15 protein-coding genes and 1 other RNA gene are annotated in these 17,114 nt (G+C 67.6%); 9 read left to right on the top strand and 7 right to left on the bottom strand.

All coding sequences use genetic code 11. The features are described from left to right. Positions 1-1,148: DNA polymerase III subunit gamma/tau (gene dnaX / locus G3N94_RS32705; protein WP_205797710.1), on the bottom strand; the 1,148-nt coding region annotated here is incomplete at its 3' end. 152 nt (positions 1,149-1,300) lie between these two features. Beyond that, positions 1,301-1,399, bottom strand: an RNA gene (gene ffs, locus G3N94_RS32700) — signal recognition particle sRNA small type. 371 nt (positions 1,400-1,770) lie between these two features. On the opposite strand from ffs, the gene trxA reads away from it, so the two are divergent. The 8 genes from trxA (at position 1,771) to G3N94_RS32660 (ending at position 10,377) form a co-directional block, all read left to right on the top strand. After that, a complete protein-coding gene (trxA, locus tag G3N94_RS32695) occupies positions 1,771-2,097 on the top strand; it encodes a thioredoxin TrxA (protein ID WP_006402348.1) in 327 nt (108 codons plus the stop codon). A 204-nt stretch (positions 2,098-2,301) separates the two neighbouring features. Beyond that, positions 2,302-3,564 carry a transcription termination factor Rho gene (gene rho / locus G3N94_RS32690; protein ID WP_006478662.1) on the top strand — a complete coding sequence of 421 codons (1,263 nt, stop codon included), beginning with the start codon at positions 2,302-2,304 and terminating at the stop codon, positions 3,562-3,564. A 132-nt stretch (positions 3,565-3,696) separates the two neighbouring features. Continuing rightward, positions 3,697-4,197, top strand: a complete 501-nt coding sequence (locus G3N94_RS32685) for a MerR family transcriptional regulator (RefSeq protein WP_205797708.1) — start codon at positions 3,697-3,699, stop codon at positions 4,195-4,197. Then, positions 4,194-5,750: an MFS transporter gene (locus G3N94_RS32680; protein ID WP_205797706.1), complete on the top strand. Its 1,557-nt coding sequence runs from the start codon at positions 4,194-4,196 to the stop codon at positions 5,748-5,750. Before G3N94_RS32685 ends, G3N94_RS32680 begins: the two co-directional genes overlap by 4 nt. Positions 5,751-5,788: 38 nt before the next feature. After that, complete coding sequence (locus G3N94_RS32675) at positions 5,789-6,622, top strand: M90 family metallopeptidase (RefSeq protein ID WP_205797704.1); 834 nt, start codon at positions 5,789-5,791, stop codon at positions 6,620-6,622. Between the two features lie 157 nt (positions 6,623-6,779). Further along, positions 6,780-7,043, top strand: coding sequence for a type B 50S ribosomal protein L31 (locus G3N94_RS32670; protein ID WP_124601915.1), 264 nt, complete (start codon positions 6,780-6,782; stop codon positions 7,041-7,043). 146 nt (positions 7,044-7,189) lie between these two features. After that, the gene (locus tag G3N94_RS32665) at positions 7,190-9,019 is read left to right on the top strand and encodes a glycosyltransferase family 39 protein (RefSeq protein ID WP_205797702.1); all 1,830 of its coding nucleotides are present in this window, start codon (positions 7,190-7,192) and stop codon (positions 9,017-9,019) included. 2 nt (positions 9,020-9,021) lie between these two features. Further along, positions 9,022-10,377 (top strand): MATE family efflux transporter, encoded by a 1,356-nt coding sequence (locus G3N94_RS32660; protein ID WP_205797700.1) that lies wholly within the window; start codon positions 9,022-9,024, stop codon positions 10,375-10,377. Between the two features lie 19 nt (positions 10,378-10,396). Here the strand turns inward: G3N94_RS32660 and lipA are convergent, their stop codons facing one another. The 5 genes from lipA to G3N94_RS32635 form a co-directional block, all read right to left on the bottom strand. Then, entirely contained in the window at positions 10,397-11,362 is a 966-nt protein-coding gene (gene lipA, locus G3N94_RS32655) for a lipoyl synthase (protein ID WP_205797698.1), read from the bottom strand. A gap of 2 nt (positions 11,363-11,364) precedes the next feature. Beyond that, the gene (locus tag G3N94_RS32650) at positions 11,365-12,480 is read right to left on the bottom strand and encodes an acetoin dehydrogenase dihydrolipoyllysine-residue acetyltransferase subunit (RefSeq protein WP_205797696.1); all 1,116 of its coding nucleotides are present in this window, start codon (positions 12,478-12,480) and stop codon (positions 11,365-11,367) included. Positions 12,481-12,484: 4 nt separating this feature from the next. Beyond that, positions 12,485-13,489, bottom strand: coding sequence for an alpha-ketoacid dehydrogenase subunit beta (locus tag G3N94_RS32645; protein WP_205797694.1), 1,005 nt, complete (start codon positions 13,487-13,489; stop codon positions 12,485-12,487). A gap of 83 nt (positions 13,490-13,572) precedes the next feature. Further along, positions 13,573-14,556: a thiamine pyrophosphate-dependent dehydrogenase E1 component subunit alpha gene (locus tag G3N94_RS32640; RefSeq protein WP_205797692.1), complete on the bottom strand. Its 984-nt coding sequence runs from the start codon at positions 14,554-14,556 to the stop codon at positions 13,573-13,575. A 218-nt stretch (positions 14,557-14,774) separates the two neighbouring features. Next, positions 14,775-15,839: an NAD(+)/NADH kinase gene (locus G3N94_RS32635; protein ID WP_205797690.1), complete on the bottom strand. Its 1,065-nt coding sequence runs from the start codon at positions 15,837-15,839 to the stop codon at positions 14,775-14,777. Positions 15,840-16,377: 538 nt separating this feature from the next. Here G3N94_RS32635 and G3N94_RS32630 point away from each other — a divergent pair. Beyond that, the coding region (locus G3N94_RS32630) for a GAF domain-containing protein (protein WP_205797688.1) at positions 16,378-17,114 on the top strand (737 nt) is incomplete at its 3' end.

Here is a 17,114-nt window from a genome sequence, read left to right as displayed (position 1 = left end):
GCCCGCGGCCCCGGCACCGCGCGCGGCGCCGATGGCAGGCCGACCGGCGCGCTGCCGGCGCTCGCGGCCGGTTCGAACGCGAGCATCCGCAGCAGCGTCATCGTGAAGCCCGCGTACTCGTCCGGCGCAAGGCCCAGTTCCGCGCGTCCGACCGTCGCGATCTGATAGAACAGCTGCACCTGCTCCGGACTCAGCGTATCCGCGAAACGGCGCAGGTCGGCCGCCTCCGGCCATTCGTCGAGCACCGAACCCGGCGCGAACTGCGCCCATGCGATCCGGTGCAGCAGGCTCGCGAGATCCTGCAGCGCGGTCGAGAACGACAGGCTGCGCAGCGACATCTCGTCGGCGATCGCGAGAACTTCGGGGCCGTCGCCGGCCGCGAGCGCGTCGAGCAGGCGCACCATGTAGGTCTGGTCGAGCGCGCCGAGCATCCCCGACACGGCCGACTCCGTCACCTCGTTCGCCGAATAGGAGATCGCCTGGTCGGTCAGCGACAGCGCGTCGCGCATGCTGCCCTGCGCGGCGCGCGCGAGCAGGCGCAGCGCCTGCGACTCGAATGCAATCCGCTCTTCGCCGAGAATGTGCTCGAGGTGCGACACGATATGCCCGGCGGGCATCTGCTTCAGGTTGAACTGCAGGCAGCGCGACAGCACCGTGACGGGAATCTTCTGCGGGTCGGTCGTCGCGAGAATGAACTTGACGTGCGACGGCGGCTCCTCGAGCGTCTTCAGCATCGCGTTGAACGCGTGGTTCGTCAGCATGTGCACTTCGTCGATCATGTAGACCTTGAAGCGCGCATCGACGGGCGCGTACACGGCACGCTCGAGCAGCGCGGCCATTTCGTCGACGCCGCGGTTGCTCGCGGCATCCATCTCGACGTAATCGACGAAGCGGCCTTCGTCGATCTCGCGGCACGCGCGGCACACGCCGCACGGCTGCGACGTGACGCCGGTTTCACAATTGAGCGCTTTCGCGAAGATCCGCGACAGCGTCGTCTTGCCGACGCCACGGGTTCCGGTAAACAGATAGGCGTGATGGAGACGCCCGCCATCGAGCGCGTGCGTGAGCGCCCTGACGACGTGCTCCTGGCCGACGAGCGAAGCGAAATCCTTCGGACGCCACTTGCGTGCGAGAACTTGATAGGTCATCGGGAAATTGTATCAGCAACGCTGCGTCGCGCCGACACGCGAAACGGTACGGATTGCGGGCGGAAAACAGGCAACGCGCAGACGCAATGCGGCGGGAAAAAATGAGAAAGACGCGGAAATAAAAAACGCCCTGCGAACGGGGCGAGAAGGAAGGTGACGAGCCCGACCCTCGGCACTGGCGGAAAACAGTTGTGGCTGCTTCGTTCCCGACCTGACCAGGTTCACCGGCCCACCATGCGAGGAGGCCCGTCACGTCGCATTCTATCATCGCTTGCGAGCGAATGCGACCGTTTATTCGCACGAATGTGCAGATACCGGCACACGCGCGTGCCGGTGCGCCCGCCCCCTTGTAATTTGCGTGCCGGCCTCCATCTGCATCGCGCAACGGTCATCGGCGCGTCGTACCCCTACTTGCATAGCGGCTACTATCGCCGCCCGCAACAGATAGCAATTTAGGCTAATATGACGCCCGAATGACCCGCGAGCCGCGGTAAGCAGCGCTTACGCCCTTCTGTTCCGGAGAGGCGGAGCTACCTGCCGCAGCGGCCGGCAGCCCGCCGGGCGTCGGCGCGCCGCAAGGCGCCAAGCAGGCAGTCCCCGAACCGAAAGAGGTATTGACCAAATGAGCGAACAGATCAAACACATCAGCGACGCATCGTTCGAACAGGACGTCGTCAAATCCGACAAGCCCGTGCTCGTCGATTTCTGGGCCGAATGGTGCGGCCCGTGCAAGATGATTGCCCCGATCCTCGACGAAGTCGCGAAGGATTACGGCGACAAGCTGCAGATCGCGAAGATCAACGTCGACGACAACCAGGCGACGCCCGCGAAGTTCGGCGTGCGCGGCATCCCGACGCTGATCCTGTTCAAGAACGGCGCCGCGGCCGCACAGAAGGTCGGCGCGCTGTCGAAGTCGCAACTCACCGCGTTCCTGGACAGCCACCTGTAATACCGGCACCAGCCCGCAAGTTCGCGGACGTGTTGTCAACCGGCAACACGTCCGCCGCGAAGCCGCCGATCGGCCGCTCAAGCGCGAATCGGCGTATGCTAGAATTAAAAAACGTCTACAAGACGCATTTAAGTCTCTGAGCGCTTCCGCTCGCCCTCCTCCCTTATTTCTTTCGTCGCTTCTCCTCCCTGGCGGGATCTCCGTATGCATTTATCCGAGCTCAAGTCTCTGCACGTGTCCGAATTGATCGAAATGGCCAACGGCCTGGAGATCGAAAACGCGAACCGCCTGCGCAAGCAGGAGTTGATGTTCGCCATTCTCAAAAAGCGCGCCAAGACGGGAGAGACGATCTTCGGCGACGGCACGCTCGAAGTGCTGCCGGACGGCTTCGGCTTCCTCCGCTCGCCGGAAATGTCGTACCTCGCGAGCACCGACGACATCTATATCAGCCCGTCGCAGATCCGCCGCTTCAACCTGCACACCGGCGACACGATCGAAGGTGAAGTCCGCACGCCGAAGGACGGCGAGCGCTACTTCGCGCTGGTGAAGGTCGACAAAGTCAACGGGCAGCCGCCCGAGGCCTCGAAACACAAGATCATGTTCGAGAACCTCACGCCGCTGCACCCGAACAAGCCGCTGTCGCTCGAACGCGAGATGCGCGGCGAAGAGAACGTCACGGGCCGCATCATCGACATGATCGCGCCGATCGGCAAGGGCCAGCGCGGCCTGCTCGTCGCGTCGCCGAAGTCCGGCAAGACCGTGATGCTCCAGCACATCGCGCACGCGATCAAGCAGAACCACCCAGACGTGATCCTGTTCGTGCTGCTGATCGACGAGCGTCCTGAAGAAGTGACCGAAATGCAGCGCTCGGTCGCCGGCGAAGTGATCGCGTCGACGTTCGACGAACCGGCCACGCGTCACGTGCAGGTCGCCGAAATGGTGATCGAGAAGGCCAAGCGCCTCGTCGAAATGAAGCACGACGTCGTGATCCTGCTCGACTCGATCACGCGTCTCGCACGCGCCTACAACACCGTGATCCCGGCGTCGGGCAAGGTGCTGACGGGTGGTGTCGACGCAAACGCGCTGCAGCGCCCGAAGCGCTTCTTCGGCGCGGCGCGCAACATCGAGGAAGGCGGCTCGCTGACGATCATCGGCACCGCGCTGATCGAAACCGGCAGCCGCATGGACGACGTGATCTACGAAGAGTTCAAGGGCACCGGCAACATGGAAGTGCACCTCGAGCGCCGTCTCGCGGAAAAGCGCGTGTATCCGTCGATCAACCTGAACAAGTCCGGCACGCGTCGCGAAGAGATGCTGATCAAGCCCGAGATCCTGCAAAAGATCTGGGTGTTGCGCAAGTTCATCCACGACATGGACGAAGTCGAGGCAATGGAATTCCTGCTCGACAAGATCCGCCAGACGAAGAGCAACTCCGAGTTCTTCGACCTGATGCGCCGCGGCGGCTGATCGCCTCTGCAGCGGATACGACGGCCGCCCGCGCGTTTCGCCCGGCGGCCGTTTTTTCGCGCCAACCTGAACGTGAACGTACACGTTGTTCTATAATCGATCCCGTCGCCCCAACCCAACACCCCCGCTCCGATGACGACCGACGCCCCCACCCCGCTGCTGACCGTGAGCGACGCCGCTGCGCGGCTCGGCGTCACGCCGCGCACGCTGAAGTACTACGAGGAGCGCGGGCTCGTCACGCCATCGCGCAGCGAGGGTCGCTACCGCCTCTACGACGAAGCCGATCTCGAGCGCTTCGCGCGAATCCTGCGGCTGCGCGCGCTCGGCTTCTCGTTGCACGGGATCACCGAAATGCTGAAGCGGCCGATCGAAGAAACGGGCGACGGCCGCCGCCGCTATTCGGACGCGTCGCTGCGCGACATCCGCACGGGCCTCGCCGCGCAAATCGATACGCTCGACCGGCGCATCGCGGCAGTCGAGCGCGAACTGAAGGAAGCAATCGCGCTGCGCAAGGAACTGCAGCACGACATCGACTACGTCGAGCGGCGTCTCGCCGGCGAAAACGCCGATGCGCTGATCGCGCAGCGGCGGGCCGAGGCGAGCGAGCGCCGCTCGCGCAAGAGCCGCGCATGAGCGCGACGCCGGGCCGCCCGCCACTGTGGAGCCGCGCGAACCTGCGCGCCGACCTGTTCCCGTGGGCGCTCGCGCTCGTCACTGGCATCGATTATTTCGACAACGCGACGTTCTCGTTCTTCGCGAGCTACATCGCGGGCGGGATCAACGCATCGCCGGACGAACTCGTGTGGTCGTCGAGCGCGTACGCGGTCACCGCCGTGCTCGGCATCCTGCAGCAGCAATGGTGGATCGACCGCCTCGGGCATCGCCGCTATGTCGCCGGCTGCATGCTGATGTTCTCGTTCGGCGCGATCGCCGCCGCGCTCGCCGATACATCGCTGCAGCTCGCGTTCGCGCGCGGCTTCCAGGGCTACTTCATCGGGCCGATGATGGGCGCGTGCCGGATCCTGATCCAGGTCAGCTTCACGCCGCAGCAACGGCCGCCCGCGACGCGCGCGTTCCTGATCATGATCCTGCTAGGCAGCGCGCTCGCGCCGATCGTCGGCGGCCTGCTCGTCGCGCACTCGACCTGGCGCGCGCTGTTCGCGTGCACGGCGCCCGCCGGCATCGCGTTCGCGGCGCTCGCGCTGCTCACGCTGCCCGACACCGGCAACACGCCCGACGACGAACGTGGCACCGGGCACTTCTGGCCGTATGTCGTGTTCGCGCTCGCGCAAGGTGCGCTGCAGGTCGTCATGCAGCAGGTGCGCTACCAGCTGTTCAGCGGCTCGCCGATGCTGATCCTGCTGACGGTCGCGGGCCTCGGCGCGCTCGCGTGGTTCGCGCATCACCAGTGGCACCACCCGACGCCGCTCGTGCGCCTGCACGCGTTCCGCGAGCGGACCTTCCAGGTCGGGCTGCTGCTCTACATGTTCTATTACTACGAGTCGACTGGCTTCAGCTACCTGACTTCCCGCTTCCTCGAGACGGGCCTCGGCTACCCGGTCGAGAACGCCGGGCGCCTCGTCGGCACGATGTCGCTGATCTCCGCGACCGCGCTGTTCGCGTACCTGCGCTACGCGAAGCTGGTCACGCACAAGAAATGGATCATCGTGCCGGGTTTCGCGATCGCCGCGCTCGCCGCGCTGTACATGACGCGCATGACGCCGCAAGTCGGCGAAGCGGCGCTGATCCTGCCGCTGCTGCTGCGCGGCCTGCTGCTGCTGTTCATCGTGCTGCCGGTCGCGAACCTGACGTTCCGGATCTTCGCGATCGACGAGTACACGCACGGCTACCGGCTCAAGAACATCGTGCGCCAGCTGACGATCTCGTTCGCGACCGCATCGGTGATCATCGTCGAACAGCATCGGCTCGCCGTGCACCAGACGCGCCTCGTCGAGCGCGCGAACGTATTCGACCCGCTGTTCCAGCAGACGGTCGATACGCTGACCCGCAGCTACGCGGCCGCCGGCCATGTGCTGCACGACGCGCACGCACTCGCGATCGCGACGGTCGCTCGGATGGTCGCGCAGCAGGCATCGTTCCTCGCGTCGCTCGACGGCTTCTATTTCCTCGCGGGCGTCGCGATATGCGGCGGGATTTTCGCAGCATGGCAAAAAGACATCGATTGAGTTAAAAGACTGGCTTTGGGCTCCCGCTTGCCGTCTCCATGCTTTCAAAACTGACCCGCTGGCTCGATCACCGCCGCCGCGACCGCGCGCTGCGCAGCCACCCGATTGCCGATGCGCTGTGGCAGGACACCGTCGAGCGACTGCCGTTCCTCGGCGACCTGACGCCGGAAGAACTCGGCCGGCTGCGCGAGCTGACGAGCCTGTTCCTGTCGCAGAAATCGTTTTCGACCGCGCACGGGCTCGAGCTCACCGACGAGATGATCGTCTGCATCGCCGTGCAGGCCTGTCTGCCGGTGCTCAATCTCGATCTGTCGCTGTACGACGGCTGGAGCGACATCGTCCTGTACCCGGGCGGCTTCCTGATCCGCAAGACCGTGCAGGACGAAAACGGCGTCGTGCACGAAGTCGAGGAAGAGGCGGCCGGCGAGGCATGGGAAGGCGGACAGCTGTTCCTGTCGTGGGAGGATGCGCAGATCACCGATGGCTACAGCGCCTACAACCCCGTAATCCATGAATTTGCGCACATGATCGACATGATCAACGGCGCAGCCGACGGCTATCCGCCCCTCTTTCGCCGCTGGCACGCGCCGCACCTCGACGCGCAGGCCTGGGCCGACGTGTTTGAAAACGCGTACGACCAGTTCTGCGCGCGCGTCGATGCGGTGCCGGATCGCGCGTGGGCGCGCTTCGAGCGGGATTCGCTGATCGATCCGTATGCGGCCGATCACCCGTCGGAATTCTTTGCCGTGTGCAGCGAGGCACTGTTCGTGCGGCCGCGCGCATTCGAGGCCGAATTCCCGGAGCTGTACCGGCTGCTCGCCCGCTACTACCGGCAGGATCCGGCCAGAACGGGCGCGCTCGACGCACGCTGAAAATTCTTCGCCAACCGTCTGATTTTCTGGCATAATGCCCGTTTTTCGACCTTAGGCAAGTGGCTCGCGCCGGGCTTGATGCCAGCCGACACGCGCATTCCGCGCGGATCGGAGCAGCAAGCGGCGGGTTGGCTACCGCTCACACCAAGGAAAGACCATGAAAGAAGGCATCCACCCGAATTACCGCGAAGTCGTCTTCCAAGACATGTCGAACGGCTTCAAGTTCGTGACGCGCTCGACGATCCAGACGCGTGAAACCATCGAACTCGACGGCAAGACCTACCCGCTCGCCAAGATCGAAGTGTCGTCGGAATCGCACTCGTTCTACACCGGCCAGCAGAAGATCATGGACACGGCCGGCCGCGTCGAGAAGTTCAAGAACAAGTTCGGCTCGCGCGCCAGCGGCAAGGTCGCGAAGTAAGCTTCGCACCGTATCCGGTGGCTGCAACGCACCGGTACCGCACCAAAAAGGGCAGCCCAGGCTGCCCTTTTTTGTCTCTGCTCATCCGATCGCCGCGGCCAGCGCATGGGCAACGCCGCTGACGCGCAACGGCCAGCGCGTCTACAATGCCGGATGCTCAAAACCGGCTCGCCGCGCGGCATCGCGCGGGCCACGCCCATAACAAATCGCTGATCTGCATGAAGCCTGTCGTTCGTCTCACCGCCTCCGCCACGCGCGCGCTGCCACGCTGGCTGCTGCTCACGCTCTGCCTCGTCTATGCGGCGTTCGGCCTGTTCGGCCGCGACCCGTGGAAAAACGAGGATGCGGCGGGCTTCGGCGTGATGTGGACGATGGCCAAGGGCGGCTGGCACGACTGGCTGCTGCCGAACCTCGTCGGCAAGTTCATCACCACCGACGGGCCGCTCGGCTACTGGCTCGGCGCGCTGTCGATCCGCGCGCTCGGGCCCTGGGTCGACGCGAGCAATGCATCGCGGTTCGACACCGGGATCCTGTTCTGCGTCGCCTGCGCATTCGTCTGGTACACCGCGTACCTGCTCGGCCGTCGCGCCGAGGTCCAGCCGTTCAAGTATGCATTCGGCGGCGAACCTGAGCCGCGCGACTACGGACGCACGCTCGCCGACGGCGCGCTGCTGATCCTCGTCGCGTGCTTCGGCCTCGCGGAACGCGGCCACGAAACGACGCCGCAGCTCGCACAGTTCGCGTGGATCGCGGTGCTCGTGTACGGCATCGTGCGCGGCATCGACAAGCCCGTGCAGGGTGCGCTGTGGTGGGGGCTCGCGATCGGCCTCGTCGCGCTGTCGGGCAATCCGGTGCTCGTCGTCGCGCTGATCACCGGCACCGCCGCGTTGTGGCTCGTCACGCCCGAGATGCGCAACCTGCGCCTGCCCGTGATCGGCCTGCCGCTCGCCGCTGCGATCTTCGCGCTGTGGCCGCTCGCCGCGGTGGTTGCCGCACCCGACGACGCCGCGTGGTTCTTCAACCAGTGGGTGCACGGCAGCCTGATGCGTTTCTCGGGCCCGCCGACCACCGTGCTCGCATACGCGGCGAAGAACCTGCCGCTCTTCACGTGGCCCGCATGGCCGCTCGCGATCTGGGCGTGGTGGAGCTGGGCCGGGATGCGCCGGCGCGCGCACATCGCGATCCCGCTGTCGGTCGCGGTGCCGCTCGTCGCACTCGTGATCCTGCAGAGCCAGCAGTCGAACCGGATGTACATGCTGCTGCTGCCGCCGCTCGCGGTGCTCGCGACGTTCGCGCTGCCGACGCTCAAGCGCGGCGCGATCAATGCGATCGACTGGTTCGCGGTGCTGAGCTTCACGATCCTCGGCAGCTTCGTCTGGCTCGTCTGGCTCGCCTCGCTGACCGGCTTCCCGCATCCGCTCGCGCGCAACCTCGCGCGGCTCGTGCCCGGCTACGAACCGCACTTCAACGTGCTGTCGTTCATCTGCGCGGTCGCGGTGACGGTCTGCTGGTTCGTGCTCGCGAGATGGCGCGTGTCGCGACAGCCGAAGGTGCTGTGGCGCAGCGTCGTGCTGTCGGGCGCCGGCACCACGCTGATGTGGGTGCTGCTGATGACGCTGTGGCTGCCGATCGTCAACTACGGCCGGACCTACCGCGACGTCGCGCAGCAGATCTCCGCGCACCTGCCGTCCGATTACGAATGCATCTCGCCGGTGCGGCTCGGCGACGCGCAGATCGCGACGTTCGCGTATTTCGGCAACATGCGTTTCGATTTCTCTGGCGACTGCGATGTGATCCTGCGCCAGGACCGCGCCGATTTCGGCGAGCCGAGCTCGATGTCGCAATACGTGTGGCGCCTCGTCTGGGAAGGCCGCCGCGTCGCCGACCGCGACGAACGCTTCCGCCTCTACGAACGGATCGAGCGGCCGAAGGTGCCGGTCAAGCGCCGCCCGCCGCGTCGCCAGGCGGCGGATTGACGATGCTCGCCGACCTCCGCCGGATCGTCGCCCTCGCGTGGCCGGTGCTCGTCGGCCAGCTCGCGATCATCGCGTTCGGCGTGATCGACACTGCGATGGTCGGCCGCTTCTCCGCCGTCGACCTCGCCGCGCTCGGGCTCGGCTCGTCGATCTACGTGTCGATCTATATCGGCCTCACCGGCATCCTGTCCGCGCTGCAGCCAATCACGGGCCAGCTCTACGGCGCGCGCCGCTACGCCGAGATCGGCGAGGAAGTGCGGCAGGCGCTGTGGCTCGCCGCACTGCTCGCGATCCCCGGTTTCCTGCTGCTGCATTTCCCCGAGCCGCTGCTGCGCGTCGCTCACGCGCCGGCCGCGCTGCACGACCGCACCGTCATGTACCTGCGGATCCTGTCGTTCGGCCTGCCGGCGAGCCTCGTGTTCCGCATCTACAACGCGCTCACCAATGCCGCCGGCAAGCCGCGCCTCGCGATGATCCTGCAGATCGGCGCGCTCGCGCTCAAGTTTCCACTGAACGTGTGGTTCATCTTCGGCGGGTTCGGCATGCCGGCGCTCGGCGGCCCCGGCTGCGGGCTCGCGAGCACGCTGATCAACTGGGCGCTCGCGCTGATCGGCTTCACGCTGCTCGCGAAGCTCGACGTGTTCGCGCCGCTCGCGATCTTCTCGCGCTTCTGCTGGCCGGTCTGGACGCGCCTGAAGGCGATCCTGAAGCTCGGCGTGCCGATGGGCCTGTCGTACCTGATCGAGGTCACGTCGTACACGTGCATGGCGCTGTTCATCGCGCAGTTCGGCACGACGACGCTCGCCGGCCACCAGATCGCCGGCAACATTGCCGCGGTGCTGTACATGACGCCGCTGTCGATCGGCGTCGCCGTGTCGACGCTGGTCGCGCGCGCGCTCGGCGCCGAACGGCACGACGAAGCACGGCTGATGGGCCGGCACGGCGTGATGCTCGCGTGCGGGATTGCCGCGCTGTACGGCGTGCTCCTGTTTGCGCTGCGCCCGCTGATCGTCGGCGGCTATACGCCGAATCCGGCGGTTGTCGCGGCCGCGATGCCGCTCGTCACGATCGTCACCTGCTATCACTTCTTCGACGCGCTGCAGATCACGTCCGCGTTCGTGCTGCGCGCGTACAAGGTCGCGGTCGTGCCGACCGTCATCTACGCGGTCGCGCTGTGGGGCGTCGGGCTCGGCGGCGGCTACCTGCTCGGCTTCGATGTCGGCGGCCTCGCGCCCGCGTGGCTGACCGGCGCGCGCGGCTTCTGGTTCGCGAACATGGCGAGCCTGATGCTCGCGGGCGCCGGGCTCGCGCTCTACCTGCGCCGCGTCAGCCGCGCCTATCTGCGCGACGCGGCCTGAACGCTCGCCCGGCCGCCCGTCACGCGTGCTGCAGCACCTGCGCCGCATGATACGACGAACGCACGAGCGGGCCGGCGACGACCTCCGCGAAACCGAGCGACAACCCCTCTTCGCGCCACGCGGCGAACGCTTCCGGGCTCACGTAGCGGCGCACCGGCAAGTGATGCGCGGACGGCGCGAGATACTGGCCGAGCGTCAGCACGTCGACGCCGTGCGCGCGCAGGTCACGCAGCGTCGCGCGCACTTCGTCGTCCTGCTCGCCGAGCCCGAGCATCAGGCCGGACTTCGTCACGAGCGTCGGCCGCGCGCCTTTCGCGCGCGCGAGCAGGTCGAGCGAGCCGCGATAGTCGGCTCCCGGCCGGGCCGCCCGGTATAGCGACGGCACCGTCTCGACGTTGTGGTTGAACACGTCCGGCCATGCACCCGACAGCGCATCGAGCGCCCGCGCGACGCGGCCGCGGAAATCCGGCGTCAGCACCTCGACGCCGATGCCCGGCACGCGCGCGCGCGCCGCCGCGATGCACGCGGCGAAATGCGTGGCGCCGCCGTCGCGCAGGTCGTCGCGGTCGACCGACGTGATCACGACGTAGCGCAGCCCGAGCGCGGCGACCGCGTCCGCGAGCCGGTCCGGCTCGTCCGGATCGAGCGGATCCGGACGCCCGTGCGCGACGTCGCAGAACGGGCAGCGCCGGGTGCACAGTCCGCCCATGATCATGAAGGTCGCGGTGCGCTGCGCGAAGCACTCGCCGATGTTCGGACACATCGCTTCCTCGCAGACGGAATGCAGCCGATGCTCGCGCAGCACCGCCGCCATCGCGGCGACGCTGTCGCTCATCATCGGCCGCGCGCGCAGCCATGCCGGCTTCGGCAGCGCCGCGCCGGCCGCGGGCTCGACGCGCACCGGAATGCGCGCGAGCTTGTCGTGGCTGCGCGCGCCCGGCTGGCCGAGCGCCGTCAGGCTGGGTCGTTCGAGCGCGGCTGTCATCGTCAGTCTCCGAGGAACGCGACGATCAGGCGGTTCACGTCGGCGGCCGCCTCCATCTGCACCATGTGCCCGCGGCCCGCGAGCACTTCCGCGCGCACGCCGTCCGGCAGGCCCTGCGCGTGATGCGCGGGGATCACCTGGTCGCGCTCGCCCCAGATCACGAGCGTGCGCGGCGCGAGCGCCGCGAGCCGGTCGCGGAAGATGCGCCGCTGCGTCACGCCGTCGAACGCCGACGACGCGATCTTCTCAAGCGTCGCCTGCACGCCCTCGAGCCGCTTGTACTTGACGAGATCCTCGACCAGTTGCCGCGTGACGAGCGCGCTGTCCGCGAACAGCTTGCCGAGATGCGGCTTCAGCGTATTGCGGCTGTTGCCGGCAACGAAGCCGTCGATATAGTCACGATCGATGTCGCTGCCGAGGCCCGCGCTCGCGATCAGCGTCAGCGACGCGACGCGGTCAGGCGCGCGCTCCGCTGCCGTCATCGCGACCGCGCCGCCCATCGAATGGCCGATCAGGTGCGCATGCTCGATGCCCTGCGCATCGAGCAGCGCCAGCACCGCGTCGGCCAGCTCGTCGAGGCTGCCCGTGTCGACCGCCTTGCCCGATTCGCCGTGGCCCGGCAGGTCGAGCGCCCACACGGGGCGGTGCGCGGCCAGCTCCGCGTGATTGAACAGCCAGTTGTTCAGATCGCCGCCGAAGCCGTGAATCAGCACCGCGGGGGTGCCCGCGCCGTCGCCGAGCTTCAGGAAGCGCACCGTGCGCCCGCCGATCTGCGCCTTCTCGGGCTGCGGGCCGGCCGCATCGTCGGCGGCCGCGCTCGGCGTGAAGTCGCGCTGGAACTCGGCGATCGCCGCATCAATGTCCGCGTCGCTCGCCTGCTCCGCCGCGACGACGCCGAGCAGCGCACCGACCGGCAGCGTATCGCCCTCCTGCGCGACCTGCCGGCGCAGCGTGCCGTCGAACGCGCATTCGACGCCCGACGAGATCTTGTCGGTCTCGACGTCGAGCACCTCGTCGCCTTTCGTCACCCGCTCGCCAACCGCCTTCAGCCAGCCGTTGACCTGCCCCTGCTCCATCGACAGCCCCCACTTGGGCATCGTGATCATGTGAATCGACATCGTGTCAGCTCCTCGTTTTCAGCACCGCCTGCGCGATCGCATCGGCGGACGGGATGTACAGGTCTTCGAGCACGCTCGCGAACGGCGTCGGCGTGTGCGGCGCAGTCACGAGCTCGATCGGCGCCTTCAGCGACCGGAACGCGCGCTGCGCGACCAGCGCGGCGATGTCGGTCGCGATCGAGCAGCGCGGATTCGCCTCGTCGACGACGATCACGCGCCCCGTGCGTTCCGCGCTTTCGAGGATCGTGTCCTCGTCGAGCGGCGACGTCGTGCGCAAGTCGATCACGTCGACCTGAATACCGTCCTTCGCGAGCTTCGCCGCCGCATCCATCGCGACGTGCACCATGCGTCCGTACGTGACGATCGTCGCGTCGTCGCCATCGCGCACGATGTTCGCCTCGCCGAACGGAATCGCATAGGATTCCTCAGGCACGTCGCCTTCGCGCGTGTACAGCAGCTTGTGCTCGAGGAAGATCACCGGATCGTTATCGCGGATCGACTGGATCAGCAGCCCCTTCGCGTCGTACGGCGTCGACGGGCACACGACCTTCAGCCCCGGGATATGCGTAAACAGCGACGTCAGCATCTGCGAATGCTGCGCGGCCGCGCGCAGCCCCGCGCCGTACATCGCGCGGATCACGACCGGCGTCACGGCCTTGCCGCCGAACATGTAGCGGAACTTCGCGGCCTGGTTGAAGATCTGGTCGAAGCACACGCCCATGAAATCGATGAACATCAGCTCCGCGACGGGCCGCATCCCGCATGCGGCCGCGCCGACCGCCGCGCCGATATAGCCGCCCTCGGACAGCGGCGTGTCGAGCACGCGGCCCGGGAACTTGTGGAACAGCCCTTTCGTCACGCCGAGCACGCCGCCCCACGCGTCGTCTTCGCCGGGCGCACCCGCGCCGCCCGCGTTGTCCTCGCCCATCACGATCACGCTGTCGTCGCGCGCCATTTCCTGCGCGAGCGCTTCGTTGATCGCCTGCGAATAGGTAATCTTTCTTGCCATGTCTGTCTCCTGGGATTCTTGCGGCCTTCCGCTATGGATTGCCGTTACGGCTTGCCGCTACGTTCGGTTCGAGTGCGCGGCGCTCACGGGTACGACACGTACACGTCGGTCAGCAGGTCGGCCGCATCCGGCAGCGGCGCGGCCTTCGCCTGCGCGACCGCATCGTCGATCAGCTCCTTCACCTGGGCGTCGACCGCGCGCAATTCGTCGACCGTCAGCGCCTCCGCTCGCACGACGCGTGCCTCGAAATGCTTCAGGCAGTCCTTCTCGTCGCGCAGCTTCTGCACTTCACCGGGCGCGCGATAGGTCTGTGCGTCGCCTTCGAAGTGCCCGAAGTAGCGCGTGAACTTCACTTCGACGAGCGTCGGCCCGCCACCGCCGCGTGCCCGCTCGACCGCTTCGGCGAGCGCCTCGTGCACCGCGAAGAAATCGAAGCCGTCGACGATCACGCCGGGCATCCCGAAGCCGTTCGCGCGGTCGGCGATGTTGTCGGTCGCGACCGACCAGCTCGCCGACGTCGCTTCCGCGTAGCCGTTGTTCTCGGCGACGAAGATCGCGGGCAGCCGCCACACCGACGCGAGGTTCATCGATTCGAAGATCACGCCCTGGTTCGACGCGCCGTCGCCGAAGAAGCACACGCCGACGCCGCCCGTGTTCCGGTGCTTCGCCGCGAGTGCCGCGCCGCACACGAGCGGGCCGCCCGCGCCGACGATGCCGTTCGCGCCGAGCATCCCCATCGACAGGTCGGCGATGTGCATCGAGCCGCCCTTGCCGTGGCAGACGCCCGTCTTCTTGCCGTAGATCTCGGCCATCATCCCGTGCACGTCGACGCCTTTCGCGATGCAGTGGCCGTGGCCGCGGTGCGTCGTCGCGACGTAGTCGGCGACGCCGAGATGCATCATCGTGCCGACCGCGGACGCCTCCTCGCCCGCATACAGGTGCACGAAGCCGGGGATTTCGCCGGTCGCGAACTCGACGTGCAGGCGCTCCTCGAATTCGCGAATCGTGCGCATCAGCCGGTACGCGTCCAGCAGCGTGTCCCTGCTGAGCTGAGTCGAAACGGTCATGTGTGTCTCCTTGATTCCTCGTTGAAATGTCGCCGCGCCAACGAACGTCGCGGCAGCGTGCTGCATGGGTTCGGCGGCGATGCGTCAGGCACGGCGCGTGCGGCCGTGCCGGTCCGCGCGCCGCGTCATGCGGGCGCCGGCGGCCCGCGTCCGGATGTCGTCATCGCTTGTCTCCTGGTGGGTTGGAATCGTGGTCGGAATCGCGATTGGTCGCGTGCTCAATCCGCTTGCCCGTACGCGCCCGCATCGCGCAGCAGTTGCCGCGACGCCGCATGGCGCAGCGTGCGGCCGACATCGAGCGTGAGCGGCCCGCGCCAGTCGAGCGCGATCTCGTAGCGGTCGCCGCGCGCGACTTCGAGCTCGCGCTCGCCGTCGAACGCGAGCGTGCCGCGCTCGAACGGAATCGGCTGCCACGCACCCGGCTCGAGCCGCTCGCAACTGCGCATCACGACCCGGTCGACGCGGCCCGGCGCGATCGGCGCGACGAGCGGCGTGCCGGCCGTCTTGCCTTCTGCGGCGAACCGCATCGCAAGGCCATGCGGTGCGCTGCGCTCGAGCGGCGCCCATGCACCGCCGAGCGCGGACAGGCCGATGCCGTCCGGCTCGGCAAACGTCAGGTAGAGCGCATCGATGTCGGCGGAGCCGGAAATCGCGCGCGCGCCGATGAAGCTCTGCCGTGCCGCGCACACGTCGACCAGCGCGATGTCCTCGCGGCCCGGCTGCGGGCCTTCGACACAGCGCACGACGAGCCGCTTGTTGCGCGTGAACGCGACCTCGGCCGGCACCGCGCCGGTCGCTGCGAGCCCGGCCGCAACGCCGGCGACGGTCGCTTCGCGATGTTCGGGGAATGCATTGTTGGTGCCGGTGGACAGCGCGACGAGCGGCGTCGTGCCGCAATGCGCGGCAACCGCGCGATGGGTGCCGTCGCCGCCGAGCACGACGATCAGCGCGACTTCCATCCGGCGCATCCAGGCCGCGCCGGCATGCGTGTCGGCAACGCTGTCGGTGATCGGCAGATCGACGAATTCGACGGCGGGCCAGCGCTCATGCGGCGCGACCGCGCGATGCGAGTCGAGCGCGCGCAACAGCAGCGTCGCGATGCCCGTCCGGTCGCGCAGCGTCAGCACACGCTCGACGCCCATCGCGCCAAGGCCGGCCAGCAGGCGCACGACCATGTTCGCCTTCTCTGCCGTCGGGAACACCGACGCATGCGTCGTGAGGCGGCGGATGTCGCGCCCGGATGCGGGATTCGCGATCACGCCGACGGTAATGGGCGTTGCCACGGGTTTGTCTCCTGTCCGATGCCTTGCGGTCGACCGGCGCGAGTGCTTCAGCACCTGATCCGGTCCTACGCAAGGTGTCCGCAGCCGTCGCGGGCCGCGGATCCGTTGTCGCCGGCACGTATGCGCCGGTCTTGCCAGACATGTCTGCAAGCGGCGTGCCACCGTGTACGCAGCGCGCGCCGGTCGCGCGCAAACGCCGGCCCGGCGGACCTGTGCGCGATCGGCGCCGCGCGAAACGATGGGGTGTGGGTCGACGACAGCGCCGGTGCGTCTCACGCTTCGGCACCCGCTCGCGACGCCCGCGTCGTATGCGCGCGCCACGCGACTCGGCCCGCACGCCCGCGCGCAATCAGGCGCGGCACGCTCCGAACCCGGCCACGTGCGCGTCACATCACGCGCCGCCGCGCGTCTCAGCCGCGTGAGATGCCGGTGAGACGAACGTCTCACGCGTATTTCGTGCTGCGATGCAATGTGATCGGCCGAGACGGATGTGCTACAAGAACGACGAAACCCCTGCCGTCCGAAGCCGGAGCCGACCATGCCCTACGTCGTTCCCCAGACCCAGCACGCGGACCGGGTGCTCGGCGCGCTCGCCGGGCGCCTGCCCGTGCCCGCCGATTCGCCCCGCCTCGTGTCGTCGTGGCAGCGCTCGCTCGAGCGCTACCGGCTCGACCCTGCGTCGTCGATCGGCCCGCGCGTGCTGACCGCGGCGGAACTGCGCGAGGTGCGCGACAAGGAAGAGGCCTTCCTGCGCGCGTCCGGCCAGTGCCTGACGCGCCTGCACGACATGATCCGCGTCGCCGACTACTGCGTGATGCTGACCGATGCGCACGGCGTGACGATCGACTACCGGATCGATCGCGAGCGCCGCACCGATTTCCGTCATGCGGGGCTGCACATCGGCTCGTGCTGGTCGGAAAGCGAGGAAGGCACCTGCGGCGTGGCGAGCGTGCTGACGGATCTCGCGCCGATCACCGTGCACAAGACCGATCATTTCCGCGCCGCGTTCACGACCCTCACCTGCAGCGCATCGCCGATCTTCGCGCCCGCGGGCGAGCTGATCGGCGTGCTCGACGCATCCGCCGTGCAGTCGCCCGACAACCGCGACAGCCAGCGCCTCGTCTATCAGCTCGTGCGGCAAAGCGCGGCGCTGATCGAGGATGGTTATTTCCTGCACAGCACGGCCCAGCACTGGGTATTGTTCGGGCATCCGAACCGTCACTACGTCGAGGCGCAGCCTGAATGGCTGATCGCGTTCGACGAGTGCGGCAACAA

Source organism: Burkholderia sp. Ac-20353, from assembly GCF_017104785.1.
Lineage (GTDB): Bacteria > Pseudomonadota > Gammaproteobacteria > Burkholderiales > Burkholderiaceae > Burkholderia.
This window is presented reverse-complemented; position numbering and strand designations above follow the sequence as displayed.